The sequence below is a fragment of the Shimia sp. genome, from assembly GCF_022448905.1.
Taxonomy (GTDB): domain Bacteria; phylum Pseudomonadota; class Alphaproteobacteria; order Rhodobacterales; family Rhodobacteraceae; genus Shimia.
The window spans coordinates 89,762-114,543 of the sequence record NZ_JAKVCW010000001.1 but is presented as its reverse complement, the minus strand read 5'-3'; the positions used below and the strand labels follow the sequence as shown (position 1 = coordinate 114,543).

The 24,782-nt window shown below is 57.7% G+C and carries 22 protein-coding genes, 1 other RNA gene and 1 pseudogene; 5 read left to right on the top strand and 19 right to left on the bottom strand.

What is annotated here, in order from left to right:
• Positions 1 to 29: 29 nt before the first annotated feature.
• The 9 genes and pseudogenes from ccoS to ccoN all read right to left on the bottom strand — a co-directional run bounded on the left by ccoS (position 30) and on the right by ccoN (position 9,117).
• Positions 30 to 188, bottom strand: coding sequence for a cbb3-type cytochrome oxidase assembly protein CcoS (gene ccoS / locus MK208_RS00670; RefSeq protein WP_294112915.1), 159 nt, complete (start codon positions 186 to 188; stop codon positions 30 to 32).
• A gap of 1 nt (position 189) precedes the next feature.
• Positions 190 to 2,379, bottom strand: a complete 2,190-nt coding sequence (locus tag MK208_RS00665; protein WP_294112913.1) for a heavy metal translocating P-type ATPase — start codon at positions 2,377 to 2,379, stop codon at positions 190 to 192.
• 3 nt (positions 2,380 to 2,382) lie between these two features.
• Positions 2,383 to 2,844 (bottom strand): FixH family protein, encoded by a 462-nt coding sequence (locus tag MK208_RS00660; protein WP_294112912.1) that lies wholly within the window; start codon positions 2,842 to 2,844, stop codon positions 2,383 to 2,385.
• Positions 2,844 to 4,283, bottom strand: a complete 1,440-nt coding sequence (gene ccoG / locus MK208_RS00655; RefSeq protein ID WP_294112910.1) for a cytochrome c oxidase accessory protein CcoG — start codon at positions 4,281 to 4,283, stop codon at positions 2,844 to 2,846. The genes MK208_RS00660 and ccoG overlap by 1 nt, the downstream gene beginning before the upstream one ends.
• 120 nt (positions 4,284 to 4,403) lie before the next feature.
• The gene (locus MK208_RS00650; RefSeq protein WP_294112909.1) at positions 4,404 to 5,399 is read right to left on the bottom strand and encodes an AraC family transcriptional regulator; all 996 of its coding nucleotides are present in this window, start codon (positions 5,397 to 5,399) and stop codon (positions 4,404 to 4,406) included.
• Positions 5,400 to 5,707: 308 nt separating this feature from the next.
• Positions 5,708 to 6,574, bottom strand: a complete 867-nt coding sequence (gene ccoP, locus MK208_RS00645; RefSeq protein ID WP_294112907.1) for a cytochrome-c oxidase, cbb3-type subunit III — start codon at positions 6,572 to 6,574, stop codon at positions 5,708 to 5,710.
• Positions 6,571 to 6,756 (bottom strand): cbb3-type cytochrome c oxidase subunit 3, encoded by a 186-nt coding sequence (locus MK208_RS00640; protein WP_294112905.1) that lies wholly within the window; start codon positions 6,754 to 6,756, stop codon positions 6,571 to 6,573. The genes ccoP and MK208_RS00640 overlap by 4 nt, the downstream gene beginning before the upstream one ends.
• Positions 6,757 to 6,768: 12 nt before the next feature.
• Positions 6,769 to 7,500 (bottom strand): cytochrome-c oxidase, cbb3-type subunit II, encoded by a 732-nt coding sequence (ccoO, locus tag MK208_RS00635; RefSeq protein ID WP_294112901.1) that lies wholly within the window; start codon positions 7,498 to 7,500, stop codon positions 6,769 to 6,771.
• 15 nt (positions 7,501 to 7,515) lie between these two features.
• A pseudogene (gene ccoN / locus MK208_RS00630) lies at positions 7,516 to 9,117 on the bottom strand (cytochrome-c oxidase, cbb3-type subunit I).
• A 220-nt stretch (positions 9,118 to 9,337) separates the two neighbouring features.
• On the opposite strand from ccoN, the gene MK208_RS00625 reads away from it, so the two are divergent.
• On the top strand, positions 9,338 to 10,177 hold the full coding sequence (locus tag MK208_RS00625) for a universal stress protein (protein ID WP_294112899.1): 840 nt from the start codon (positions 9,338 to 9,340) through the stop codon (positions 10,175 to 10,177).
• 105 nt (positions 10,178 to 10,282) lie between these two features.
• On the opposite strand, the gene fnrL is transcribed toward MK208_RS00625, so the two are convergent.
• Positions 10,283 to 11,023, bottom strand: a complete 741-nt coding sequence (gene fnrL, locus MK208_RS00620) for a transcriptional regulator FnrL (protein ID WP_294112898.1) — start codon at positions 11,021 to 11,023, stop codon at positions 10,283 to 10,285.
• Positions 11,024 to 11,091: 68 nt separating this feature from the next.
• Between fnrL and hemN the strand changes: the two genes are divergently transcribed.
• Positions 11,092 to 12,447, top strand: coding sequence for an oxygen-independent coproporphyrinogen III oxidase (hemN, locus tag MK208_RS00615; RefSeq protein WP_294112897.1), 1,356 nt, complete (start codon positions 11,092 to 11,094; stop codon positions 12,445 to 12,447).
• Between the two features lie 46 nt (positions 12,448 to 12,493).
• Here the strand turns inward: hemN and MK208_RS00610 are convergent, their stop codons facing one another.
• The 7 genes from MK208_RS00610 to MK208_RS00580 all read right to left on the bottom strand — a co-directional run bounded on the left by MK208_RS00610 (position 12,494) and on the right by MK208_RS00580 (position 20,943).
• Positions 12,494 to 12,940, bottom strand: a complete 447-nt coding sequence (locus MK208_RS00610) for a GNAT family N-acetyltransferase (RefSeq protein ID WP_294112896.1) — start codon at positions 12,938 to 12,940, stop codon at positions 12,494 to 12,496.
• The gene (locus MK208_RS00605; protein ID WP_294112895.1) at positions 12,937 to 14,517 is read right to left on the bottom strand and encodes an ABC transporter ATP-binding protein; all 1,581 of its coding nucleotides are present in this window, start codon (positions 14,515 to 14,517) and stop codon (positions 12,937 to 12,939) included. Before MK208_RS00605 ends, MK208_RS00610 begins: the two co-directional genes overlap by 4 nt.
• The gene (locus MK208_RS00600) at positions 14,514 to 15,620 is read right to left on the bottom strand and encodes an ABC transporter permease (protein WP_294112893.1); all 1,107 of its coding nucleotides are present in this window, start codon (positions 15,618 to 15,620) and stop codon (positions 14,514 to 14,516) included. The genes MK208_RS00605 and MK208_RS00600 overlap by 4 nt, the downstream gene beginning before the upstream one ends.
• Positions 15,620 to 16,708, bottom strand: a complete 1,089-nt coding sequence (locus MK208_RS00595) for a microcin C ABC transporter permease YejB (protein ID WP_168591463.1) — start codon at positions 16,706 to 16,708, stop codon at positions 15,620 to 15,622. Before MK208_RS00595 ends, MK208_RS00600 begins: the two co-directional genes overlap by 1 nt.
• A gap of 4 nt (positions 16,709 to 16,712) precedes the next feature.
• Positions 16,713 to 18,653, bottom strand: a complete 1,941-nt coding sequence (locus tag MK208_RS00590; RefSeq protein ID WP_294112890.1) for an extracellular solute-binding protein — start codon at positions 18,651 to 18,653, stop codon at positions 16,713 to 16,715.
• A gap of 237 nt (positions 18,654 to 18,890) precedes the next feature.
• An RNA gene (gene ffs / locus MK208_RS00585) (signal recognition particle sRNA small type) lies at positions 18,891 to 18,989 on the bottom strand.
• Positions 18,990 to 19,053: 64 nt separating this feature from the next.
• A complete protein-coding gene (locus MK208_RS00580; RefSeq protein WP_294112889.1) occupies positions 19,054 to 20,943 on the bottom strand; it encodes a bifunctional 2',3'-cyclic-nucleotide 2'-phosphodiesterase/3'-nucleotidase in 1,890 nt (629 codons plus the stop codon).
• A gap of 231 nt (positions 20,944 to 21,174) precedes the next feature.
• Between MK208_RS00580 and nudC the strand changes: the two genes are divergently transcribed.
• A complete protein-coding gene (nudC, locus tag MK208_RS00575; protein ID WP_294112887.1) occupies positions 21,175 to 22,149 on the top strand; it encodes an NAD(+) diphosphatase in 975 nt (324 codons plus the stop codon).
• A 41-nt stretch (positions 22,150 to 22,190) separates the two neighbouring features.
• Positions 22,191 to 22,658, top strand: coding sequence for an SRPBCC family protein (locus MK208_RS00570; protein ID WP_294112885.1), 468 nt, complete (start codon positions 22,191 to 22,193; stop codon positions 22,656 to 22,658).
• Between the two features lie 278 nt (positions 22,659 to 22,936).
• On the opposite strand, the gene MK208_RS00565 is transcribed toward MK208_RS00570, so the two are convergent.
• Together MK208_RS00565 and MK208_RS00560 are read right to left on the bottom strand one after the other, a co-directional pair.
• The gene (locus MK208_RS00565; protein WP_294112883.1) at positions 22,937 to 23,137 is read right to left on the bottom strand and encodes a hypothetical protein; all 201 of its coding nucleotides are present in this window, start codon (positions 23,135 to 23,137) and stop codon (positions 22,937 to 22,939) included.
• A 137-nt stretch (positions 23,138 to 23,274) separates the two neighbouring features.
• Positions 23,275 to 24,120 (bottom strand): prephenate dehydratase, encoded by an 846-nt coding sequence (locus MK208_RS00560; RefSeq protein WP_294112881.1) that lies wholly within the window; start codon positions 24,118 to 24,120, stop codon positions 23,275 to 23,277.
• Between the two features lie 131 nt (positions 24,121 to 24,251).
• Here MK208_RS00560 and MK208_RS00555 point away from each other — a divergent pair, with 131 nt between their 5' ends.
• Positions 24,252 to 24,779 carry a cytochrome c family protein gene (locus MK208_RS00555; RefSeq protein ID WP_294112880.1) on the top strand — a complete coding sequence of 176 codons (528 nt, stop codon included), beginning with the start codon at positions 24,252 to 24,254 and terminating at the stop codon, positions 24,777 to 24,779.
• Positions 24,780 to 24,782: the final 3 nt, after the last annotated feature.

Here is a 24,782-nt window from a genome sequence, read left to right as displayed (position 1 = left end):
GTCTTTTTCTTTGCTGCTATAGCGAACGTCTAAACCTTCGGCTTGTCGTCATACTGCCCAGACAGAATGCGCTGCGCATCGCCCTCGGGGTCATCATACTGATTGGAGCGCACAGTGTAGAGAAACCCAACCAGGCCCACGCCCCCCAGAAACAGTGAAATCGGGATCAAATAAGACAGAACTTGCATGTCATCCTCTCAGGCGCAGGGCGTTTAGGGATACTGTAATCGAAGACGTGGACATCGCCAACGCGGCAATCAACGGCGTGGCCAGTCCGGCCACCGCCAGCGGCACCGCCACAATGTTGTAAACCGTCGCGATGCGGAAGTTCTCGCGGATACGTTTGATCGCGCTTTTGGCCACGTCCACCGCTTCCGGGATCGGCGACAGATCGCCGCCCAAAAGCACAATATCAGAGGCCACGCGCGCCGCATCCAATGCTGAAGCTGGCGAGATAGACACATGTGCGGAGGCCAAGGCCGCAGTGTCATTGAGGCCATCGCCCACCATCAGCACAAAACGTCCGTCTTCCGCCAAACTCTGCACGCGCTTGGCTTTGTTTTCCGGCAGCGCTTCCGCCACCCATTTGGCAATGCCCAGGCGGTTGGCCAGGCTTTCCACCGCGCCGGTGGTATCACCGGACATCAGGATCACCTCTTTGCCCGCAGCCTGCAACGCCTTCACGCTCTCTTCGGCACCATCCCGCAACGCATCCGCAAAAAGGAACGCCACTGGCGCGTGGTCACCTATGCTCAGGAATGCCGATGTCTGATTGCCCGCCGTTGCGCCAACCCATGTTGGCCGCCCCAAACGCACCAACTGGCCGTCGATCCGCCCTTGCGTGCCATACCCCGGCACTTCTTCGATTTCACTCACCCGCGCAGGACGCACGCCTGCCGCTTGGGCTGCTTTGGATATAGCCGTACTCAGGGGATGTGCCGAGGCCATCGACAATGCCAATGCAACGGACAGGTCGGCCTCGTCAAAGCTATCAATATTGATCAACTCAGGCGCGCCAGCTGTCAGGGTCCCGGTTTTGTCAAACACCACCGTATCCACCTGCGCCAACCGCTCCAACGCGGTGCTGTGTTTGATCAACATGCCTTTGCGGAACAACCGCCCCGAGGCCGCTGTTGTCACCGCAGGCACGGCCAAACCAAGCGCACAGGGGCATGTGATAATCAGGACTGCCGCCGCGATGTTGAGCGCGGTGCGCATGTCAAATGTGAACATATACCAGCCCAGAAAACTCAGCGCGGACAGGATATGCACGCCCGGCGCGTAAAGCTTCGCCGCTTTGTCAGCGAGGGATGTGTAATTGGACCGCCCGGACTCGGCCACGGCCACCAAGTCGGCCATGCGATGCAGGCTGGTCTGTTCGCCAACCGCTGTGGCGCGGATCACCAAAGGCCCCGTCAGGTTCACTTCGCCCGCGCTCACGGCTTGGCCCGGTTCTGCAAAAACCGGCAGCGTTTCCCCTGTGAGCAAAGAGCGATCCAGTTCAGAGCGCCCCGCAACAATCTCGCCATCTACAGGCATACGCCCGCCCGGCTTCACCCGAACCAGATCACCAACCGCGAGTTCTTTCACCGCGACGGTCTCGTCCTGCCCGTCAACAATCCGAACCACTCGCGGCACTTCCAATGCGGCCAGTTCTTCTGCCGCCGACCGTGCCACCGCCCGTGTGCGATGATCCAAATAGCGACCAGCCAACAAGAAAAACACCAACGTCAGAGCCGCATCAAAGTAGGCATGTTCACCCGACAACGTGGTTTCCCATAGCGAGGTGACCACCGCCAACACAATCGCCAACACAATCGGCACGTCCATGTTCAGGCGCTTGTGCTTCAACGCGCTCCAGGCATGTACAAAAAACGGTTTGCCGGAGAACGCGATGGTTGGCAGGGCAATCGCCGCCGATATCCAGTGGAACATGTCTCGCGTCGCCGCCTCCGCGCCGGACCAGACCGACACCGACAGCAACATCACGTTCATCGACGCAAATCCCGCCACCGCCAAACGCATCAGCAGGTCACGCCCCGCCTTGTCTGTCTGCGTCGCGCTCAGTGTGCCGGCGTCAAGCTTATGCGCCTCATAGCCGACCTGTTCCAGCACGCTCGCCAAGGCTTCGGCGGTCACCTCAGGATCCGCTTCCACAGAAGCGCGCTTCAAAGTCAGGTTCACCCGCGCGGAATGCACGCCCGGATGCGCTGCCAGCGCGCCCTCGACGGTCGAAATACACGCCGCACAATGCACGCTTGGCACAGACAACGCGATGCGCGCCTCTTCCTGAATGGCCTGCTCCGCCAGCGCTTCTGCCGCCGGGGCCGCATCACAGGCCGGACAGGCCGAGATATTTGGGCGCATCGCCGCGGTCATGGCTTAGCTCTGCTCCACGCGCAGGATCACGCGTTGCTCAAACGGCGTGCCGTCCAGCGCTGTGGCGTTCATACGGATGTTCCAGTTCCCCGGCGCCAGCTCTTCACGCGCCACATAGGCTTTTCCGTCAAACTGAAAATCCGGGGTGCGATCATCCTGCACATGGGTGGCCCGGCCCAGTACCGCATCCAATTTGGACACCTGCACCGGTTTGCCGTTCTCATCGGTGATCGACAGGATCAACAACCCGCCCTTGGCTCGTGCGCTTACGTCCCAACCCAAGGCTTCTTGTGCATTACGACGCTCATCAAAGCTTTGACTGGCCACGTAAGAGTTCTTCACTTCCAAACCAGGGAAAGTCGCCACCGCGTTCCAGGCCAAGGACAGGTTGACCGCAATGATCACACCAAACGCCCCGACAAAAATCATCAAGAAGTGTTTGCCGGTGAATTTCTTCTCTGCCATCACTGGCCCTTTCCATTAAAAACAGTGTCTTTGTGTACGCGGTCACCGTTGCCGGTGTCCTCAAACCAAAAGCGGAAGTTGGTCAGGCTGCCGTCTGCCGGAGCCGATCCTGCCGGGGCAATCACATAGACCCGCTGGTTGCGCATCTGGTCTGCCGGTACATTTACCGCCTCATAAGGGGTGCCCTCAAGCTGCACACGCAGGCTTGGGTCCCCTTTGACTGAAATCCGGAACATCCTGTCTTCGCCGTGTTTGTTGCGCAGGCGCACCTCATATGTGTTGCGGATCGATCCGTCTGACAGGGTCACAAAGGTCGGATTCCGCACTGGCGCCACGGTGGCCTCGATGTCAGAACGCAAGAACAGCGCCACAACAAGGCCGATTCCCACCAGCGACCAAAGAGACGTATACATAATAGTCCGTGCCCGGAAGATGTGCTTCCACACGCTACGCGGCGGCTCGCCAGCGCGCTCTCGATCTTCATCCGACAGCGCCAGATAGTCGATCAATCCTCTCGGCTTGCCAATCTTATCCATAATGTCGTCACAGGCATCGATGCACAGACCGCAGGTGATGCACTCCATCTGCTGGCCGTCACGAATATCAATCCCCATCGGGCAAACATTCACGCACGCCATGCAGTTGATACAATCTCCATGAGCATCGGCAGGTTCGCCCTTCCGCGCTTTACCACGAGGCTCCCCGCGCCAGTCACGATATCCAATGGTGAGCGTGTCCTCATCCATCATCGCAGCCTGAATACGCGGCCATGGACAGGCGTAGATGCAAATCTGCTCTCGCGCAAATCCACCAAAGAAGAAGGTGGTGAAGGTCAGAATGGCAATGGTGGTATAGGCCACCGGATGCGCGTTGCCAGTCACAAGATCGACAGCCAAGGTAGGCGCATCTGCAAAGTAGAACACCCAGGCCCCACCTGTGGCCATCGCGATAAACAGCCAGGTGATCCATTTGGCCACACGCAGGCGCACCTTGCGGAAATCCAGCTTCTTCTGGCGATGCAGGCGCAAACGCGCGTTGCGGTCGCCCTCGATCCAGCGTTCCACCAGAATGAACAAATCCGTCCAAACCGTCTGCGGACAGGCATAACCGCACCACACTCGGCCCAGGGCCGACGTGAACAGGAACAACCCCAAGCCAGCCATAATCAAAAGGCCCGCCACGAAGTAAAACTCATGTGGCCAGATCTCGATCATGAAAAAGAAGAACCGTCGGTTTGCCATGTCGATCAGCACAGCCTGATCCGGCAGGCTGGGGCCGCGGTCCCAGCGTAAAAGCGGCGTCAGGTAGTAGATACCCAAAGCGACCGCCATGATAATCCATTTTAAATTGCGAAACGGCCCGTAAACGCGTTTCGGAAAGATTGGCTCTTGTGCCGCGTACAGAGACGGTGCGGGACTTTTGCTCACGGAATCACTCACATGTTAGGAGAGGAGATTACTCGATCTTGTCCCAGTGATTGGACGCCAGAACATTGACCTGTGTCAAATCTCACATTTGTGATTCACCTTTTACGCCCCAGGTAAAAAAACCTCCCTGCGTCAGAGTAGCTCTGCGCGCATTTGCGCAGGGGTGCGACCGGTCCAATTCTGGAACGCGCGGTAGAAAGAATTCGGGTCGCGATACGCCAGCAAATAAGAGATTTCCTCAACACTCATGTCAGCTTGACGCAAGTAATGTAAGGACAAATCCGACCGCGTGTCATCCAGCACAGACTGGAAAGTCTGCCCCTCTTTGCTGAGGTGGCGTTGCAGGCTGCGGCGGCTTGTCACAAGACGGTCACTCACCGCATCCACTGACGCCTGCCCCGCAGGCAACAGCTCCAACAACGCATTGCGAACCCGCGCCGCCATCGACAAGGCGCGCTGATGCTCCGCCAGCTGCCGCGTCAACTCACGCTCGAACCCAGCCCACAGCTGCGGGTTTTCCGAAATAAGCGGTCGATAGGCATCTTCGCGCGTCAGGGTCAGTCGTGGCAGCGGCGTGACCACCGCCTTGCGCCCGTAGTGCCGGTCAAACACCGCCTGATCTTCCATCAACTCAGGCACGCCCACTTCTACCGGCAGGAAATCCACGCCCGTAAACGTACGCCCCATCTCAAGGAAATAGACCATCTCAAAGGCCGCCATGCACTTGGGCACATCGAGATTCGGCTCTGCCACGTCAATTTCCAGAACCAGATGCTGCTCTGTTTCCGTCACCAAAAGCTTGATCGGTGCCACCAATGGCTTGAACACCGCCTTGCGTTTCAGCCCTGTGGCGATGTTCGGACTACAGGAAAACGCAAAGGCCGCAGGAATAAAAGGCCCGCGCGCCATGGTTCTCGCCATTTCGATCACCACCTTGGGGTCATCAATCTCGTCAGAAATGGCTTCCCATAAGGAAAAAAACTGCTGCGCCGTCACACCTTTGGACTCTGTCTCAAACAGATCCACCGGCATCCCGGCACGCCGCAAAACCCGTTCGGGAGAAACACCGCAGGAGCGCAAGAGACCTGCCGTGGATCTGTGAACCGGATACCGAACCTGTTTTTGCATCTGTGCCTCCAACTTAGGAGCCAAACATAGGCAAGTTGGCGCAGTTCGCCAACCAAGTGGCGCAATTTGCATGTACGGAAAGAAATTGTGGGTGCCAATCTTTCCAGGAAACGCGCGAACAGGACGGAAAGATCGACACCCAATGGACAGCTCCGGTTGCGGCGTGCTGCCCTTGAGACAAGTTCTACCAAGGAGCGCCAGGCAAAAACTTGATCTTGGTCAAATTGGCAAAATTTTCCGGCACAAAAGCACAAAAAAAGACCGCCCCGGTTTTCCGGAGCGGTCGGTGTTTCCAAAAGGGGGCGAAGTTACTCGCCGCCACCTAGCTGATGCACGTAGGCGGAGACCGCACGCACCTGCGCTTCGGTCAGACGGTTGCCCCAGGAAGGCATCACACCGTAGCGGCTGTAGGTCACTGTCTCCGTGATGGAGTCATAATCGCCACCATAAAGCCAGATTGCATCCGCAAGGTTTGGTGCCCCCTGCTCGCGATCACCCGTGCCGTCTTCCATGTGGCAAGCAGAACATTCGTCCGCAAAGACCTCTGCTCCCGCCGCGACAACAGACGCATCCTTTGGCTCACCTGACAACGACATTACGAAATTCACAACCGCATCAATCTGCTCGTCTTCGAGGTAATCGATCCCAAAGGCAGGCATCTCAGAATAGCGCGCATCGTCGTCTTCTTCGTTACGAATACCGTGACGAACCGTCAGATAGATGTTTTCGATGTCGCCACCCCACAGCCAGTCATTGTCCAGCAAGTTCGGATAGCCGATCGCGCCAGCTGCGCCGGACCCGTGACACTGTGCGCACCAAGTTTTAAAAACAGCGGAACCAGCAGATACCGCATAAGGCCCCAACTCCGGATCAGTGGTGATCTGGGTGAGTTCCGCAGCTTCCAGTTTGGCGTTGATCGGCGCCAGCTTGTCTGCCGCTGCGTCAATATCCGCCTGCACATTGGCCCGCGTGGACCAGCCCAGCAAACCGGTTGTCGCGCCTTTGATGCCCGGCCAGGCCGGATAAGCAATGGTGTATCCGATGCCCCAGATGATAGTGACATAGAACACCCACAGCCACCAGCGCGGCATCGGATTGTCAAACTCCTCAATCCCGTCCCACACGTGACCGGTGGTGTTTGGATCGCCGTCAAACTTTTTCGATGGTTTGCTCATGTCCGCGCCTCCTCATCCGTGGCGGGTTTATCTTCATGACGGAACGGAATGCTGGCCGTGTCCTTGTATTCCTTGGTGGCACCGGGGCGGAACACCCACAGCACAATTGCCAGAAAGAACAAGAACAGGAACAAAAGCATCCAGCTGTCCGCAAACTCTCGTAGGAAAGAATAGGTTTCCATAATCTCTCCTCCTTACCGTGACGCGTCAGGCGTGAAGGTCGAGAAATCAACCAACGTACCCAGCATCTGAAGATAAGCGATCATCGCATCCATTTCGGACACACCTGGCTGACCGTCGAAGTTACGCACGTTCACGTTAACCTCGCCATAGCGCTCCAAAAGACCATCATAGTCGCTGTCCGGATCGGCCTGTGCCATGAAGTCAGACTGGGCATTTTCCAGCATGTCTTCGGTGTAAGGCACACCCACAATCGCGTTCGCTTTCATGATGTCACCGATGTATTTGCCATCGATCTTCTTCTTCTCGAGGAAGCCATACTTCGGCATGATGGACTCAGGTACCACGGACTGCGGGTCACGCATGTGGTCCAGATGCCAATCATCGGAGTAGCGGCCACCGACACGGGCCAGATCAGGACCTGTCCGCTTGGAGCCCCACTGGAACGGGTGGTCATATTTGGACTCCGCTGCCAGCGAGTAGTGACCGTAGCGCTCCACCTCGTCGCGCATCGGACGGATCATCTGGCTGTGGCAGACATAGCAGCCTTCGCGCAGATAGATCTCACGACCTGCGAGTTCGAGAGGGGTGTAAGGGCGCATGCCCTCCACATCCTCAATGGTGTTTTCGAGCCAGAACAGAGGCGCGATTTGTACAATGCCACCGATGGTTACGACCAGGAAGCTGCAAACAAGCAGGAGGGTCGCGTTGGTCTCGAGGATCTTATGTTTGTCGAGAATAGCCATAGCTGCCGGCCCTCCTTATTCAGCCGGGACTGCGACGGAAAGGTTGGCCTCTTTGGCCGGTGCCTTACGTACAGTCATCCACAGGTTGTAGCACATGATGATGGAACCGGTGAGGAACAGAACCCCGCCCAGACCACGCACGATGTTCATCGGTTTCTTCGCAGCCACAGTGTCGGCAAAGGAGTTCACCAGGAAGCCGTTGGCATCCACTTCACGCCACATCAGGCCTTCCATGATACCGGTCACCCACATGGACGCCGCGTAGAGCACGATGCCGATGGTGGCGAGCCAGAAGTGCCAGCTCACAAGCTGCAGCGAGTACAGACGCTCACGTTTCCACAGCACAGGCACCAGGAAGTAGAGACAGCCGAAGGTGATCATGCCGTTCCACCCCAGCGCACCGGAGTGCACGTGACCAATGGTCCAGTCGGTGTAGTGAGACAGCGAGTTCACGGCGCGGATCGACATCATTGGACCTTCGAAGGTCGACATGCCGTAGAAACCTACCGAGATCACCATCATACGGATTACAGGATCAGTACGCAGCTTATCCCAGGCGCCGGACAGGGTCATCAGACCGTTGATCATGCCACCCCAGGACGGCATCCACAGCACCACGGAGAACACCATGCCGAGGGTCGAGGCCCAGTCAGGCAGTGCAGTGTAGTGCAGGTGGTGCGGACCCGCCCAGATATACAGGAAGATCAACGCCCAGAAGTGAATGATCGACAGCTTTTAGGAGAACACCGGACGTTCGGCCTGCTTCGGAATGAAGTAGTACATCATGCCCAGGAAGCCCGCGGTCAGGAAGAAGCCCACGGCGTTGTGGCCGTACCACCACTGCACCATCGCGTCTTGCACACCGGCCCAGACAATCACGGATTTGGAGCCGAAAATGGACACAGGAATGGTCAGGTTGTTGACCACGTGCAGCATCGCAACCGTGACGATGAAGGCGAGGAAGAACCAGTTGGCCACATAGATGTGCGGCTCTTTACGCTTAATCACGGTGCCGAGGAACACCGCCAGGTAAGCCACCCAAACAACGGTCAACCACAGGTCTACATACCACTCGGGCTCGGCGTATTCCTTGGACTGCGTACCGCCCAGAAGGTAGCCTGTCGCTGCCAGAACGATAAAAAGTTGGTAGCCCCAGAAAACAAACCAACCAAGATTGCCACCCCACAGCCGCGCGGCGCTGGTGCGCTGCACAACGTAGAAGGATGTCGCGATCAGCGCGTTGCCGCCAAACGCAAAAATCACCGCCGAGGTGTGCAGCGGGCGCAAGCGACCAAAGTTGGCGTAGCCCTGTGCCCACTCGAAGTTGAGCGCCGGAAAGGCCAGCTGGAACGCAATAAACACCCCTGCCAGAAAGCCAACGACGCCCCAAAAGGCGGTTGCGATCACACCGTAGCGGATCACGTCATCCATGTATTCGTCCTGCGCATGCACCTTCTCGGTGCCCATGCCGCGCAGAACCCAAATAAACAGCCCAAAGGACACACCCGAAATAATCGAGGCATGTACCATGTAAGCTACGTCACGCGCGTAATTGGCCGCTATCAACGCAAAAAACGTGATGAGGCCCAGCGCGATCAGCTTGAAGTAATTTACCATTTCGCGTCCCTTCGTCTTGCCCTGCCCGATTCTTCTTCGGACTTAGGGCGGATTTGACCACCCGTGTTTTGCAAGTGCAGCGAAAGTCCCGCATTGATCTGGGTCAAAGAAATGACCAACGATCTCAGTTTGTATCTGTTTCAAGAATAACGGCTTTGTCTGCACCAACGTGGATAAGTCGTATCGAAAATACACCTTTTCATAACACGGGTTGGTGACAATGAACTACAAATCCTTGCTGTGCGTTCTGACGGACTCTAACTTCACGGCGGCCCCGCTCGCACAAGGAATCGCCCTTGCCGAGGCACAAGATGCACATCTTGACGTGCTTGCCCTTGGCGTTGATCGCTCTCAAACCGGCTACTTCTATGCGGGTGCGGACGCACTATTGATGCAGGAAATGCTGAAACGCGCCCATGAAGAGGCCGACGCGGTAAAAGCTGCGGCAGAGGCCGCGCTCGGTAAATCCGATGTCCGCTGGGCCTGCGACACCGGCGTCACCCAGATTGCGGACCTTGGGCGACATGTGGCCGCACGGTCGCGCTTCTCTGACCTGGTGATCCTGCCGAAGCCCTACGGCAAGAATCAAGGCACCGAGCTGGAGCCGACTCTGGAGGCCGCTCTTTTTGAAGGTCAGGCGCCTGTTCTTATGGTGCCGGAAACCGCGAAGCCATTCTCTGCGCCTAAAACCATATCCATCGGCTGGAACGAAAGCGCCGAAGCATTGGTGGCCACCCGCGCTGCCCTGCCCTTCCTGAAGGAAGCGGATCTGGTGCATGTGGTGGTGATCGATCCGCCAACCCATGGCCCAAACCGCTCCGACCCCGGCGGGCTGTTGTCGCAGTTCCTGTCACGCCATGGCGTGCGTGTGGAAGTTGACGTGCTGTCCAAAACCCAACCACGGGTGTCCGATGTCCTATTGCGCCACGCGACCGATACGGAAACCGACATGATTGTGATGGGGGCCTATGGCCACTCCCGCTTCCGCGAAGCCATCTTGTGCGGCGCAACCCGCAACATGCTGGAACAGGCCAACATTCCAGTGTTCCTAGCCCATTGATCAACATCGAATTTTGCCGGATGGTGTGTCGTGGGACACGCGCTATCCTGCAAACAAAAAGGCGGGGTTAGCCCCGCCTTTTTCAGTTTATTGACTTGAAAGAGGCTAGGCCATCATCCCACCATCCGCGTCGTCGCCTGCTTCATCCAGCAGGCGCTCAAAACTTGGCACGGTCACGTGGCGCTTGCCTTCCAACTCGATCACACCGTCGCGCTTCAACGCAGACATCTGCCGGCTCACCGTTTCCAGAGTCAGGCCAAGGTAGTCCGCCATCGCTTCACGGGTAAGTGGCAGATCAAACACAATCTTGCCGCCCACACCTTCGAGCTTCAAAGATGCGTCGCGACGGCCAATGATACACAGCAAGCTGGCAATTTTTTCACGCGCGGTTTTCCGCCCCAGAACCAGCATCCATTCGCGCGCCGCATCCAGCTCGTCCAGCGTCATTTCCAACAATCGCTGCGCCACATGCGGTGTCTCCGCCATCATGCTTTCAAACGGCTTGCGACGGAAGCAGCACATCACCAGATCGGTAGTGGCAACCACATCGTAAGACGCGGTTTCGCGCCCCGGGCGGCCCACAAAATCACTTGGCAGGAGAAGGCCCACCATCTGCGTGCGGCCATCTTCCATCGTCTGGGTCAGTGACGCAATGCCGGAGACCACAGAGCCAACAAACTCCATGCGATCCCCGGACCAAATCACCGTCTGACCGGCTTCAAAGCTGCGGTAGTACTTGATTCCCTCCAGGGTCTCGAGTTCATCCGCATCGCAGCGCGCGCACACTGCGCGGTGTTTGATTGGGCAGCTGTCGCAACCGACTGTTAGGTCTAATGTCTCGTTCATTACCTGTTCATACCTAGATTTGATCTGGGTCAAAGGTTCGCATTTCCCATTTCTTTATGAGTACGCTCATGGAACAGGAAAAACAATTGGCCAAACTCGGACTGTTTGACGCGAAGGTTCCGCGTTACACAAGCTATCCGACCGCTCCCCATTTCAACAATGACGTAACGCCAGACACTTACAAGGCGTGGATTGAAGCGATTCCGACAGGTTCGCAAGTGTCCCTTTACGTGCATGTGCCGTTTTGTCGCCGCCTTTGCTGGTTCTGTGCGTGCCGCACCCAGGGCACATCCACGCTGTCTCCGGTTGCCACCTATGTGGAGACGCTGAAGGACGAACTCAAAATTCTGCAAGCGTCGCTGCCCGAAGGCGTAACCCTTTCCCGTCTGCATTGGGGCGGTGGCACGCCAACCCTGCTGGACGCCTCCATGATGGAAGACCTCGCCGGTGCGATCTTCGACGTTGCGCCCATGGCAAAAGATGGCGAGTTCTCAGTAGAAATCGACCCCAACGAAATCGACCACACCAGACTTGAGGCACTGGCCAAAGCCGGCATGAACCGCGCGTCCATTGGTGTTCAGGATTTCAACGATGACATCCAAAAAACCATCGGCCGCATCCAGGGCTATGACATCACCCGCGATGCCGTGGAGATGATCCGCGGCCATGGTGTAAAAAGCGTCAATGCCGACATCCTATTTGGCCTGCCGCACCAGACCCAGGCCCGCATCACCGAAAGCGTCCAGAAGCTCTTGTCGCTCTCACCGGACCGAGTGGCGCTTTATGGCTATGCGCACGTGCCATGGATGGCCAAGCGCCAGCAGATGATCCCCTCAGATGCGCTGCCCACCCCACAGGAGCGCCTCGCGCTGTTTGAAACCGCGCGCAAGCTCTTCCTTTGGGACGATTACGACGAAATTGGCATCGACCACTTCGCCACCAAAACGGACGGCCTGTCTGTGGCACAACGCAACGGCACCTTGCGCCGCAACTTCCAAGGCTACACCGATGACACCGCTGACGTGCTTCTGGCAGTTGGCGCATCCTCTATTGCGCGCTTCCCGCAAGGCTACGCTCAGAATGCTCCGGCCACCTCGGCCCATACCGGCGCCATCCGGGACGGACGCTTCTCCACCTCGCGGGGACACACCTTCACAGACGATGACCGCTTGCGCGGCCGCCTGATCGAAGCCCTGATGTGCGACTTCCGCATCGACGCAAAAGAGATTGTCGACCGCTTTGACATCTCCCGCGCCGAGTTGAACGAGATGTTCTCCAAAGTCATGGCACAGTTCCCGGACGTTCTGGCGCTTGAAAACGGAGCCCTGGTTGTGCCCATGGCGGCCCGCCCGCTGACCCGCATCATCGCGCGGGCTTTTGACGCCTATGACATGAGTAAAGCGCAGCATAGCGCCGCGATCTGAGACCAGTGTTACTTCGCTCATAAAAAGGCCGGTCCATTGGATCGGCCTATTTTGGTGGTGGGACCCACTGATACAACGTGTCGAACTCTTCCTGTCCGGTCACTTCAAACCCGTGCTGGCGATAAAACGCATTGGCCGGACTGTCTTTCAACGCCATCAGCCGCACCGGCAGATCCCGCTCGGCTGCATCCCGCAGGACACAGTGTAGGATCAGACTACCAATTCCCCTACCTTGCTGATCCGGCGCGACGTAGAGGTGGTCGAGGTTATAATGATCCCCCCGATCCTTCACTGCAAAGAAACCTAGCAACTGTTTGCCGGACAACACCAGCGTTGTTTCTGCCGGTACAAAACTGTCCAGAAACCGCCGTCGCGCACGTTCTTGATTGAACCGCCCCACCGCTTCTAAACTTGGCCGCATGGCCTCTACCCGCAACTTCGCCAACCGCTTTGCATCGGTGTCTTTGGCACCATCAAATCGAAGGCTGGTCACGTTGGCGCCGCCGCCAAAAGCTCACGTGTGTAATCGGTCTGCGGGTTCTCAAACAGATCCTCAGACGCGCCCGCCTCCACCACATCGCCGGTTTTCATCACCATGATCTTGTGACTCATCGCGCGCACCACATGCAGGTCGTGACTGATAAACAAGTAAGCCAGCCCATATTTCTTCTGCAAATTGCGCAGCAGTTCCACAATCTGAACCTGCACCGTCATATCCAACGCCGAGGTCGGCTCATCCAGCACAACCAGTTTGGGCCGCAATATCATCGCACGCGCGATTGCAATCCGCTGCCGCTGACCACCGGAAAACTCATGCGGATAGCGATCCATCGCCGCCGGATCGAGGCCCACTTCGGTCATGACTTCGCCCACCAGCGTGCGCGTGTCGCGCCCATCCGGATTGCCATGCACGCCCAAACCTTCCGCGATGATCTGCTCACAAGTCATACGCGGGCTCAGGCTGCCAAACGGGTCCTGAAACACAATCTGCATGTCCTTGCGCAGCGCCCGCAGCTCCTTGGTGGTCCACTTGCGCACGTCATGCCCATCAAAGTTGATTTTCCCATCGCTGCTGATCAAGCGCATGATCGCAAGAGCGAGCGTCGTCTTACCCGACCCACTCTCGCCCACAATGCCCAGCGTTTCGCCAGCGCGCACTGACAGGCTGGAGTCGTTCACCGCCTTCACATGGCCAACAGTCCTCTTAAGCAGCCCTTGCTGAATCGGGAACCACACCCGCAGGTTTTCCGTGCTGACAATTTCCTCCGCGCCCGCAGGCACCGGATCAGGCACGCCAGACGCTTGCGCACTCAACAACAGCTGCGTGTAGGGATGCTGCGGATTGTCAAAAATCTCGGACACAGGCCCGGCCTCGACAATCTCACCATCCTTCATAACACAGACCTTATCGGCAATCCGCCGCACCACGCCCAAATCGTGCGTGATGAACAACAGCCCCATGCCCTCGCTTGCCTTCAACTCCGCCAAAAGCTCCAAAATCTGCGCCTGAATGGTCACATCCAACGCCGTGGTCGGCTCATCTGCAATCAAGATGTCCGGCTTGTTGGCCAGCGCCATGGCGATCATCACCCGCTGTCGCTGCCCACCAGACAGCTGATGCGGATACGAACTCAAACGCTGCTCCGCATCGCGCAGACCAACCTTCTGCAAAAGCTCCAGCACCCGCGCACGCGCTTTGTCACCCGTCACACCTTGGTGCAGCGCCAGACTCTCCGCCAACTGCTTGTCAATGGTATGCAGCGGGTTCAGCGAGGTCATCGGCTCCTGAAAGATAAAGCTGATGTCGTTGCCGCGTACCTTGCGCAAAAGCTTGTCGGGCGCGCCCACCATCTCCTGACCTTCGTAAGTCACAGAGCCAGATACTTCAGCACTTCCCGGCAAAAGCGACACCGTCGACAACGCCGTCACCGACTTGCCGGACCCGGACTCGCCCACCAGCGCCACGGTCTCGCCGCGATCCACTGTGAAGGACACGCCTTTGACAGCTTCCATCCGCTGCCCGTCCTGCCGGAAGGCCACGCGCAGGCCTTTGACCTCCAAAACGCTCATGAAAAAGTCTTCCTCGGGTCAAAGGCATCGCGCACGCCTTCAAAGATGAAGACCAGAAGCGACAGCATGATGGCAAAGGTGAAAAACGCGGTGAACGCCAACCAGGGGGCCTGCAGGTTTTGCTTCGCCTGAAGCGTCAATTCCCCAAGACTTGGCGCCGAGGATGGCAACCCAAAGCCCAGAAAATCCAAACCGGCCAAAGTGCTGATCGTCCCTGTCACGATAAACGGCAACATAGTCACTGTCGCCACCATCGCGTTCGGCAACATATGGCGGAACATAATCACCCGGTTGCTCACGCCAAGCGCCTTGGCTGCCCGCACGTACTCCAGGTTGCGCGCTCGCAGAAACTCCGCCCTGACCACGCCCACAAGTGCCGTCCAACTGAACAAAACCGTGAGCAACACAAGCAGCCAGAAACTGCGCCCCAAAATCGCGAACATAATGATGATGATATAGAGGCTCGGCGTCGCGCCCCAGATCTCGATCACACGTTGGAAGATCAAATCCAACCAGCCGCCGAAGTATCCCTGAATGGCCCCCGCTGCGATGCCAATCAAGCTGGCTGCCGTGGTCACCACCAAAGTGAAAATGATCGACAGTCGGAAGCCGTATATCACCCGCGCGACCACATCCCGTTTCCGGTCATCTGTGCCCAGCCAGTTGGTGCCATCCGGTGGCAAAGGCGCCGCACCGGGCCGATCCACCGGTGTGTCATAGCTGTAAGGGATCAGCGGCCACAGCGTCCAACCCTTCTCAAACTCCGCGTGCTCAAAGGTGCCAGCATCGATCTGCTCAAGCATGTCTTCCGGCACGTCAAAACAGTCTTCGATCCCACCTGAGGCAATCAGACATTCCACCACCGGATCATTGTAAACCGCCTCGGTCTTGAAATCGCCGCCAAAGGTGGTCTCGGGATAAAAGTTGAAGATCGGCGTGTAGAACTCACCCTTGTAGTTGATCAGGATCGGTCGATCATTTGCGATAAATTCCGCAAACAGCGACACGCCAAAGGCCACACAGAAGATGATCAGCGACCAGAAGGCCCGGCGGTTGCGCTTGAAATTGTTCCAGCGCCGCTGGTTCAGAGGAGACAACGCCATCAGCCTTCCCTCTTCTCAAAGTCAATGCGGGGATCAACAAACACGTACATCAGGTCCGACAAGATACCGACCACAAGGCCAATCAAGCCAAACACAAACAACGTGCCAAAGATCACCGGATAGTCCCGTGCCACCGCAGCTTCAAAGCCAAGCCTGCCAAGCCCATCCAGCGAGAAGATCGTCTCGATCAAAACAGAGCCGCCAAAGAACACGCCAATGAACACCGCCGGGAAGCCCGCAATCACAATCAGCATGGCGTTGCGGAACACATGGCCGTAGAGCACCCGTTTTTCGGTCAACCCTTTGGCCCGCGCCGTCATCACGTAGTGCTTTTTGATCTCATCCAAAAAGCTGTTCTTGGTCAGCAGGGTCAGTGTGGCGAAGGCCGCAATGGTTGAGGCCAGCACCGGCAAGGTGATGTGCCAGAAGTAATCGAGCACTTTGCCAATCATCGTCAGGTCTTCAAAGTTATCTGAGGTTAACCCCCGTAGCGGGAAGATCTTCCAGTAGGACCCACCGGCAAACAGCACCAACAACATAATCGCAAACAGGAAGCCAGGTATGGCATAACCCACAATGATTGCGCCAGAAGTCCAGGTATCAAACGGCGTGCCATCCTTAACCGCCTTGCGAATGCCCAGCGGAATAGACACCGCATAAGCAATCAGCGTTGCCCAGAGCCCCAGCGTGATCGACACCGGCATCTTTTCCAGCACCAGGTCCACCACGCTGATTTTGCGGAAGTAACTTTCCCCAAAATCGAGCCGCATATAGTTGCCCATCATAGTCAGGAAGCGTTCCAAAGGCGGCTTGTCAAAGCCAAACTCTTTCTCCAGCTCTTCAATGAACTCTTTGGGCAACCCGCGCGCACCCAAGTATTCACTGTCAGAACCAAAGGTCTCCTCCGTCCCGACATCTTCATTGCCACCCGCAAAGCCCGAGAACACGTCGCCCTCACCTTGCATCTGCGCAATGACCTGCTCCACCGGGCCGCCGGGCACAAACTGAACCAAAGTGAAGTTGATGATCATGACCCCAAGCAGCGTTGGGATCACAAGCAACAGCCGTCGGAGGATATAAGCACCCACCGGATTACTTCCTCAGCGCGCCAGAGGCGATCAACGCCTCATGCTTGTCCTTGTTGTACCACCAGAAATCCAACACACCGACCGCATAGGGCGGCAGTTCCTCCGGCCGTTCAAACATATCAAAGTAAGATACCCAGGTTTCCGGCACATAACCGGCATGGGCTATCACGCGTTCATAGCGCAACGCACGATCCAGAGCCATCAAAGCAGTCTCTTCATCCTCACGTGACTTGGTGTCGAGCACCGCATCAATGATCGCATCCACCATTGGGCTGCGCAGCGCGGATGGGTTGTACGAGGACACTTCTGCGGTCTCGGAGCCAAACAACTGCTTCAAACCGGTTCCTGCGGCAGAGAAGGTCAAAATCCGCGTGTGGATCAGGTCATAATCCTTGTCGAGGAACCGCTGCTGGCCTTGTGCACTGTCCACCTTGTCCGCTTTCACGGCAATGCCCCAGTTCGCCAGTGTTTTAACATAGCTCTCAATCGTGGCCAGACGGGTTTCATCCCAAGTGGAAATCACCAGGAAGTCCAACGACATCTGCTTGCCGTCACCGTCTACCATTTGACCCGCGTCGTTGACAGTCCAACCGGCTTTTTCAAAGAGCTTCAGCGCCGCGCGCTTGTTGCGCCGATCAATGGGGTTGGAGGCGTTGGAGGTGTGCGGCATGACCACTTCTTCGGTCAGCATCTCCGGCGGGATCACATCACCCAGCGATTGTAACAATGCCAATTCGTCGCCTTCGGGCACACCCTTGGCTTCCCAATCCTGCCCTTCAACAAAAGAGTTTCGCTGCGTGGTCAGGCTGTATTGCAACGACTCCCGCGTCCACTCAAAGTTAAACGCCAGCGACAGCGCATGACGTACATCGCGGTTGTCCAGAGGCGCCCGCAAAGTGTTGAAGATCACGCCGCTGTTGTTGGGCGCCGTGCCATCCGGCAACGCCTCTTTCTTCACGGTGCCGTTCTGAATGCCCGGGAAATCATACCCCGTCGCCCAGCGCTTGGTGGAGCCTTCGGAGCGGAATGTGAACTCCCCCGCCTTGAACGCCTCAAACTCTGCCGTCGCGTCGGAGAAATACTCAATTCGCACCTTGTCGAAGTTGAAACGCCCGATATTGGCCGGGTGGTCCCAGCCCCAGTAGTTCGGGTTGCGCACATATTCGACGTAGCGGTTAAACTCATAATCGCCAACTTGGTAAGGTCCGGACGCCATTGGCGACAGGATCGACGGCTCGTCCAGTCTTTCGCCGGTTTCTTGATACCAAGCCTCTGAGAAAATCGGCGTACCGCCCACCTGGCTCACCAGGGAGCGCCGCGAAATGCCATCCGCAAAGGTGTATTTGATGGTGTGATCGTCGATTACCTCGACACCGGTGATACGCTCGCTTACGGAACGGGCATAAGAGCGAATACCCTGCTCAAGGAACAGGTTATGTGTGAAGGCCGCGTCTTGTGCCCGCAAAGGCGAGCCATCGCGGAACACAACATCGTCGCGCATGTGGAAGACGCACCATTCTTTGCTCTTCGGATACTCAACTTCTTTCGCAATCAGGCAATAGCTGTCTGTGATCGAATCCGCTGGCGCACCGCCACCCCAAGGCGCTTCGGCAAACATGGCTTCAGCCACCACGCCGGAATACCCTTCCGGATTGCCACGCCAGGCAAACCGGTTGAACCCGTCAAACGACCCGCGCGAACTGATCGTTATGGTCCCACCTTTCGGCGCGTTGGGGTTCACATAGTCAAAATGGGGAAAATCCGCCGGGTACTGCAAATCGCCAAAGAAAGAGTAACCGTGTGAGCGGATGATCTCGTCCTCATTGGCCCAGGCCATGCCTGCACCCAATCCGGCACCAATCGACAAAGCACTCCCACCCATCAATCGCAGCGCCCCGCGGCGATCAAACATTGGCCCGGCAATTTTGATTGTCTTTTCTTTCATTTGGCCCCTCCTGCGCCCGCGCGCTTGTCAGCGGAATACTTCCTTTCAAGCTAAAGGCGGTGGGCAACAACATTCAAGTTCGGAATGTATCAACAGGCCGTGATTCCGCTCAGCGGAGGCAAATTCTTGCTTTTCTTAACACTTTCAAGGCTCTGAACCTCTGGGAGACACCGACAAGCCAACAACTAACGCGCCGCAAAACCGGCATTTCATCACGTTCTGGAATGGAGGGAGATTGGGTGAGAGGCTGGACAACGACCCAAGCGGGGCTCGTTACGGCTGCTTCCTTCCGGATCTGACCGGGTTGGCGAGGCGCTCGCCCGCGCCAACCTCTCAAGAGGCGATATAGGCTGATTGCTGCGGAGATGCAAGCCGACCTGCTCAAATGCCCCCGAAGTTTTCAAAGCTGTTCCATGTCCAGTTCAAAGCGCGCGAATCCGCCATCAACCTCGCCCAGTGCCCGCATCGGCAGCGCCGCAAGATCTACATAGGCCGCCGCGCCCGGACCGGTATCAAACAGAGCCTTCACGCCCGGCATACTGTGCAATCGCCATGTCGCCAGCGTCTCGTCACGCCGTCCAGAAGTCTCCGCGATGTGCTTTGCCAGTACATCCCGCACCCGCGCAGGCGCAATCTCGACGACGTGCCCCTGTGCAACCGCCGGAAAATTACCACCACCGCCACCACGGTAGTCATTGGTGACCAGCAGAAACTCCTGCTCCGGCGCAATCTGCAGCCCGCGCCAACAGATATTGCCCACCCGCCGCGCCTGCGAATTGATCAGACTGCCATCCATTGCATAACGTGCCGGCTGGGACAGATCGACCGTATACGACAGCCCGTAAATGGCCTCCCGATTATAGGTTGGCGTATCCCTGTCGTAGAGAAACTGTCCCGTTTCTCCCACAAACAACTGATTGTAGACAGCACACCCCTTCTCAAGCCACTCCACCACATCGCGCCCACAGGTCCGGATCACGCTGACATGATTGGAATAAGGTTGCATGTCCGCAATCACCCGCGCCGACACCGCGCCCCGTGCCACATCGATATAATGATAGGGGCCAGCCCGTCCGCCGCACTTCAACGGCGCCACGGAAGCTATGAGCGGCATGGTTTCCAACCCACTGCCTGCCAAAGCCCGTCGCGCAAAAGCGAGCTTCGCCTCTGCCACCAGTCGAGACGCGCAATCATCTTTCACCATCGAAAAGTAGCTGGTCACCGGCCCCGCCACCTCACCAATGGTGCGCCGCATATAACGCAGAGTCTGCTGATGCGCGCCGTCTACCGCAGTGACGATCGCCGGCGATTCCACTGGCGCCGCCTTAACTTCGGCACGCAGGTCATGCACCCGCACCTCGTGGTCTGCCACACGCCACCCATCGCCGTCTTGGACCAGCGCCAAATCAATCTGCCCCACGTGGTTGGCATAAACCCCGGGCATCACCGCAGGGGTCCCATGCAGCGTACCACGCACAGGGTCTACCGCCTCACTCACACCAAAGCTTGGCGAGGGAAACACCCGATGCACATGCCCGGCCACCACCGCATCCACACCGTCCAATCCGGCCAGCGGCACCGCTACATTTTCGGTTTCCTCAGCATGTCCGTCATCCCGGATGCCACTATGGGCCAGCGCCACAATCACGTCCGCGCCCTGCCGTCGCAACTCCGCCACCTGCCGCCGCGCAGCCGCCATCATGTCCTCGGCCACCAGACGCCCGGCAATACGCAACGCGTCCCAGGTCACCACCTGTGGCGGCAAAACCGAAAACACGCCAATTTGCAACTCATGTAAATTGCCGCGCTGATCTGCGACTTTGCGAGGCAACACCACATGTGGCCGCCACAAATCCGCATACACCGACGCATCCCGATCCCGGCTCAAATGCAAGTTGGCGCACAGAACTGGCGACCGCAGCGCCTTCAACGCTGCTTGCACGTCCTCGGCGGGCATATTGAACTCGTGGTTGCCCAATCCAATCGCATCATAGCCAAGCGCATTCATCGCGGCGACAACCGGATTGTCCGCGCCAACGCCTGCGCCGCCCTCATAAGGGTCGGCGATCGCCGCGCCCTCAAGGAAATCGCCATTGTCAAATACCAGCGTCGCCGGAACCTCTGCTCGCGCAGCCGCAATCACAGAGGCCGCCCGCGCCAACGATCCCAGCTCTGTCGCGCTGTCCTTGCTGTAATCGTAGTCCAGCAACGTGGCATGCACATCACTGGTCGCCATGATGCGCAGAGCAACACGCGCTCCATCAGCCCCTTTCAGGCGTGTATTTGACACAACAGTTCCTTAGGTTCATTCCGGCGCCTAGAGGGGACAAAATCCACGTCACCACAGCACAGAGGCCGCCCCTAGTCAGGCCCAGTGTGCGCACTTTTAGAATGATTGCAAATCACAAACTACCGCCGCAACGCTCCGTCACCACATACGCACAACCTGTCTAAATGCGATGGGAGATGTGATTGCAGCCCGCCGCGCAACGTGCCACCTCTGTGCCAACAGGAGAGCACTATGCGACACGCCGAAACCGTTACCTTCGGGGGCTCCGCCCTCAACCGCGCCGCCGAAATCCGTGGGGAAGACGCCAACGCCCGCGTTACACATCCCGACAGCCGCAGCATCGTCCTCTGGCGCGGCAAGCCGCTGTTTTGTGGGGAAAACTGCGACCAATTGGTCTACCTCCCGACCAGTCACCCGCTGTTTGAAGAGGCCAAGGAGCCGCCGGTCCCGCCCATTTTTCTGGGCCTCTCAGAGGACGGCAGCGCGCTCTACGCCCATGACATTTCCGCCTGGACACCACCGGAACTGGACGAGGCCCAACTCCAGCAATTCTTTGACCCAACGCACCAGCATCACCCGATGCTGCCGGCTGATCACCTGTTTGCTGAGTTACGTGGCGTCATGGCCCACCTCAATCCCCGCGACGCCGAACTGGCGGCCACCGCGCGCTCGATATTTGCCTGGCATCGCTCACACCGTTTCTGCTCCAACTGCGGCGACGAGAGCCGCATGGCCCAGTCCGGCTGGCAGCGCGATTGCCCCGCCTGCAACACCTCCCACTTCCCCCGCACCGATCCGGTGGTGATCATGCTCATCACCAAAGGCAACAAAGTGCTGATGGGCCGCTCTCCCGGATGGCCGGAAGGCATGTACTCACTGCTTGCAGGGTTTGTGGAACCAGGCGAAACACTCGAAGCTGCGGTCCGTCGTGAGGTCTTTGAAGAGGCCGGCGTCCGCGTCGGCGCTGTATCCTACCTCGCCAGCCAACCCTGGCCATTTCCCTCGTCCCTGATGTTTGGCTGCGCCGGTAAAGCGCTGGACGACACCATCACGCTGGATCCCAATGAAATTGAGGACGCGCTCTGGATCAGTCGCGAAGACATGCTCACTGTGTTTTCCGGCCAACACCCAACACTGAAACCTGCGCGCAAAGGCGCCATTGCCCACTTCCTCCTGCGGAACTGGCTTGCGGACAGGCTCGAATAACGCGACTATTACCGCAAAATAACAGCAGACGCAGAGGCACCATGGAACTCACCGGCAGAGAAGACGTCGACATCCCAATTGCACAGGCATTTGATTTGCTGACGGATGTTGAAGTGTACGAACGCTCCGCCCTGCGTCGCGGCGCAGAGGTCACCCGCGTTGACTCTCTGGCCCGCCCCGGCGTGGGCGCAAAATGGGAAGTCGGCTTCCAGTTTCGAGGCAAAGCCCGGGAGTTGGATCTGGAAATGACCGGATTTGACGCTCCCAACGAGGTTGAGATGAAAGCCATCCTGCAAGGGCTGGAAACCGACATCAAGATCGAACTTGTCGCATTGTCGCGCACCCGCACCCGCATCCAGTTCTGGTCGGGCATGCGCGCAAACAGCCTCTCTGCCCGTCTGCTTCTGCAATCTCTGAAACTGGCCCGCAGCTCGCTGAACAAGCGCATGGCCAAACGCATGGCCACCATGCGCGACGATCTGGAAGACCGCTATTCGCGCATGGCGTAGGGCCTTTTAGTGATTTAAAGCTGTTGCGCCCAAAACACTTCAGCACCACACTCTCAAAAGTTGAGTGTGAGTGAAGGTGCGATGTCGGCGTCAAACTACAAGCCAATCTGGCACACTGCCTTGGAATATGCGCCGTCCGCAGCTTTCCTCGCAGCATTCATGCTCTCAGACGACTTACGTATTGCAGGCTGGAGCGGAGCAGGCTGTGCGCTTCTAAACTGTTTCGCTTACGCGCGGCGCACTGTTTCACCGCACAGTCTGTTCTTGGGTATAAACCTTTACTTATTGATGATCACGCCGGTCATCGAAGGACTGTACGCCGCTAACTGCGCTAGCTGGGCATCGGCCTTAAGTGAATGCGCGCGGCCTTTGGTGTTTCTGTCCATCTTCCTGACGGGGAGCGTTTTGTCCTTGCGCGCACCAACGGGATTTCTCTTGGCGCCACAGGTCGACGACACGGCGGTAAAAAGAACAAACACTCTGCTGCTCATCGCGAGCGGTACAGCCGCAGCTTGGGCTCTAGTGTACGACCACAACGCTGCGCTGCAATTGGCAGTGCCTATGACACTCCTGTTCGCACTTCATCGCACACTCAAATCGCGCGCAGGCCAACAGCCTACCGAACCGCGTCCCGTTCCGCAGGATACACGCCCAGAATAGACACATTGGTTGTGAAATATCGAAGTTCATCCATCGCCAACTGCACGGAGCGATCCTCTGGATGGCCTTCGATGTCCGCATAAAACTGCGTCGCGGTGAAGCTGCCGTTGACCATATAGCTTTCCAGCTTGGTCATGTTGATCCCATTGGTGGCAAAGCCACCCATCGCCTTGTACAGCGCCGCCGGGATGTTACGCACCTCAAAAACAAAAGTTGTCATCATCTTATGATCTGTGCGACGGGCATAGTCCGGCTCGCGCGACATGATCAGGAAGCGCGTCGTGTTGTGGCCGTGGTCTTCCACGTCGCGCGCCAACACGTCCAACCCGTAAATCTCCGCCGCCAGTTCAGACGCCAGCACCCCTTCGTTGCGCGTCTTATGGTCCGCCAATTCCCGCGCGGCACCTGCGCTGTCAGCCGCAGGATAGCCCTTCATGCCATGCGTTTTCAGGAAGGTGGCCGACTGTGGCAACAACACCAAATGCGCCCGCACCGTGTCGATCTCATCCATTGGCACACCGGGTAAGCCCATCAGGCTGATGCGCACCCGCACAAAGGCCTCGTCGATGATGTGCAGTCCGCTTTCTGGCAACAACCGGTGAATGTCCGCAACACGCCCATAGGTCGAGTTCTCGATTGGCAACATGGCCAGATCCGCCTGACCACTTTTCACCGCGTCAATCACCTCCTCAAAGGTGCGGCACGGCATCGCCTCCATCTCCGGCCGCGCTTTGCGACAAGCTTCGTGAGAGTAAGCGCCTGCTTCCCCCTGAAAGGCGATACGGTTGGTCTTTTGGTCCATCTTGCCCCTTTTCTCCCCCAAATTTGCAGAAGTTTCCGCAATGGGGGCGTTTGGTCGCGGTAACTATACCTTGCGTTCGCTTAGGGGAAGCGGATAGATAGCCGACAAACGCCACGATATGGAAACGTAGCATGTTCGACACGATGACAATGACCAAAGTGGTAGGGGCTCTCTGCGGCTCCCTACTGGTATTTCTGCTTGGCGGCTGGGCCGCCGAATCCCTTTATCATACCGGCCCTAAAGGCCATGGGGATGATCACGCCAAACAGGCTTACGTGATTGAAGTGGAAGGCGGCGACGACGCTGGTGCCGCAGAAGAAGAAGGTCCATCGTTGGAAGAACTGCTGGCGGCCGCTGACGTGGACAAAGGTGCCAAAGTCTTCAGCAAATGTAAAGCCTGCCATAAGCTGGATGACGGCGCCAACGGCACCGGCCCACACCTCTATGGTGTTGTGGACCGCGCGGTGGATTCTGTTCCCGGCTTTAACTACTCCGGCGCTCTGATTGCGGTGGCGGACACATGGTCCAATGAAAACCTCGACGGTTTCCTGGCCAACCCAAAAAGCTTTGCCCCCGGCACCAAGATGTCCTTCTCCGGTCTGAAAAAGGCCAAGGACCGCGCCAACCTGATTGCCTACCTGGCGACCATCGGCGGCTAAGCC

What these genes read in the sequence shown, in the direction of transcription:
- MK208_RS00600 (WP_294112893.1), bottom strand. Translation starts at nt 15,620, where the DNA reads ATGGCGTTGTCTCCTCTGAACCAGCGGCGCTGGAACAATTTCAAGCGC.
- ccoP (WP_294112907.1), bottom strand. Translation starts at nt 6,574, where the DNA reads ATGAGCAAACCATCGAAAAAGTTTGACGGCGATCCAAACACCACCGGT.
- ccoS (WP_294112915.1), bottom strand. Translation starts at nt 188, where the DNA reads ATGCAAGTTCTGTCTTATTTGATCCCGATTTCACTGTTTCTGGGGGGC.
- ccoO (WP_294112901.1), bottom strand. Translation starts at nt 7,500, where the DNA reads ATGGCTATTCTCGACAAACATAAGATCCTCGAGACCAACGCGACCCTC.
- MK208_RS00665 (WP_294112913.1), bottom strand. Translation starts at nt 2,379, where the DNA reads ATGACCGCGGCGATGCGCCCAAATATCTCGGCCTGTCCGGCCTGTGAT.
- MK208_RS00555 (WP_294112880.1), top strand. Translation starts at nt 24,252, where the DNA reads ATGTTCGACACGATGACAATGACCAAAGTGGTAGGGGCTCTCTGCGGC.
- MK208_RS00590 (WP_294112890.1), bottom strand. Translation starts at nt 18,653, where the DNA reads ATGAAAGAAAAGACAATCAAAATTGCCGGGCCAATGTTTGATCGCCGC.
- nudC (WP_294112887.1), top strand. Translation starts at nt 21,175, where the DNA reads ATGCGACACGCCGAAACCGTTACCTTCGGGGGCTCCGCCCTCAACCGC.
- MK208_RS00605 (WP_294112895.1), bottom strand. Translation starts at nt 14,517, where the DNA reads ATGAGCGTTTTGGAGGTCAAAGGCCTGCGCGTGGCCTTCCGGCAGGAC.
- MK208_RS00650 (WP_294112909.1), bottom strand. Translation starts at nt 5,399, where the DNA reads ATGCAAAAACAGGTTCGGTATCCGGTTCACAGATCCACGGCAGGTCTC.
- MK208_RS00625 (WP_294112899.1), top strand. Translation starts at nt 9,338, where the DNA reads ATGAACTACAAATCCTTGCTGTGCGTTCTGACGGACTCTAACTTCACG.
- MK208_RS00640 (WP_294112905.1), bottom strand. Translation starts at nt 6,756, where the DNA reads ATGGAAACCTATTCTTTCCTACGAGAGTTTGCGGACAGCTGGATGCTT.
- hemN (WP_294112897.1), top strand. Translation starts at nt 11,092, where the DNA reads ATGGAACAGGAAAAACAATTGGCCAAACTCGGACTGTTTGACGCGAAG.
- MK208_RS00560 (WP_294112881.1), bottom strand. Translation starts at nt 24,120, where the DNA reads ATGGACCAAAAGACCAACCGTATCGCCTTTCAGGGGGAAGCAGGCGCT.
- MK208_RS00660 (WP_294112912.1), bottom strand. Translation starts at nt 2,844, where the DNA reads ATGGCAGAGAAGAAATTCACCGGCAAACACTTCTTGATGATTTTTGTC.
- MK208_RS00570 (WP_294112885.1), top strand. Translation starts at nt 22,191, where the DNA reads ATGGAACTCACCGGCAGAGAAGACGTCGACATCCCAATTGCACAGGCA.
- fnrL (WP_294112898.1), bottom strand. Translation starts at nt 11,023, where the DNA reads ATGAACGAGACATTAGACCTAACAGTCGGTTGCGACAGCTGCCCAATC.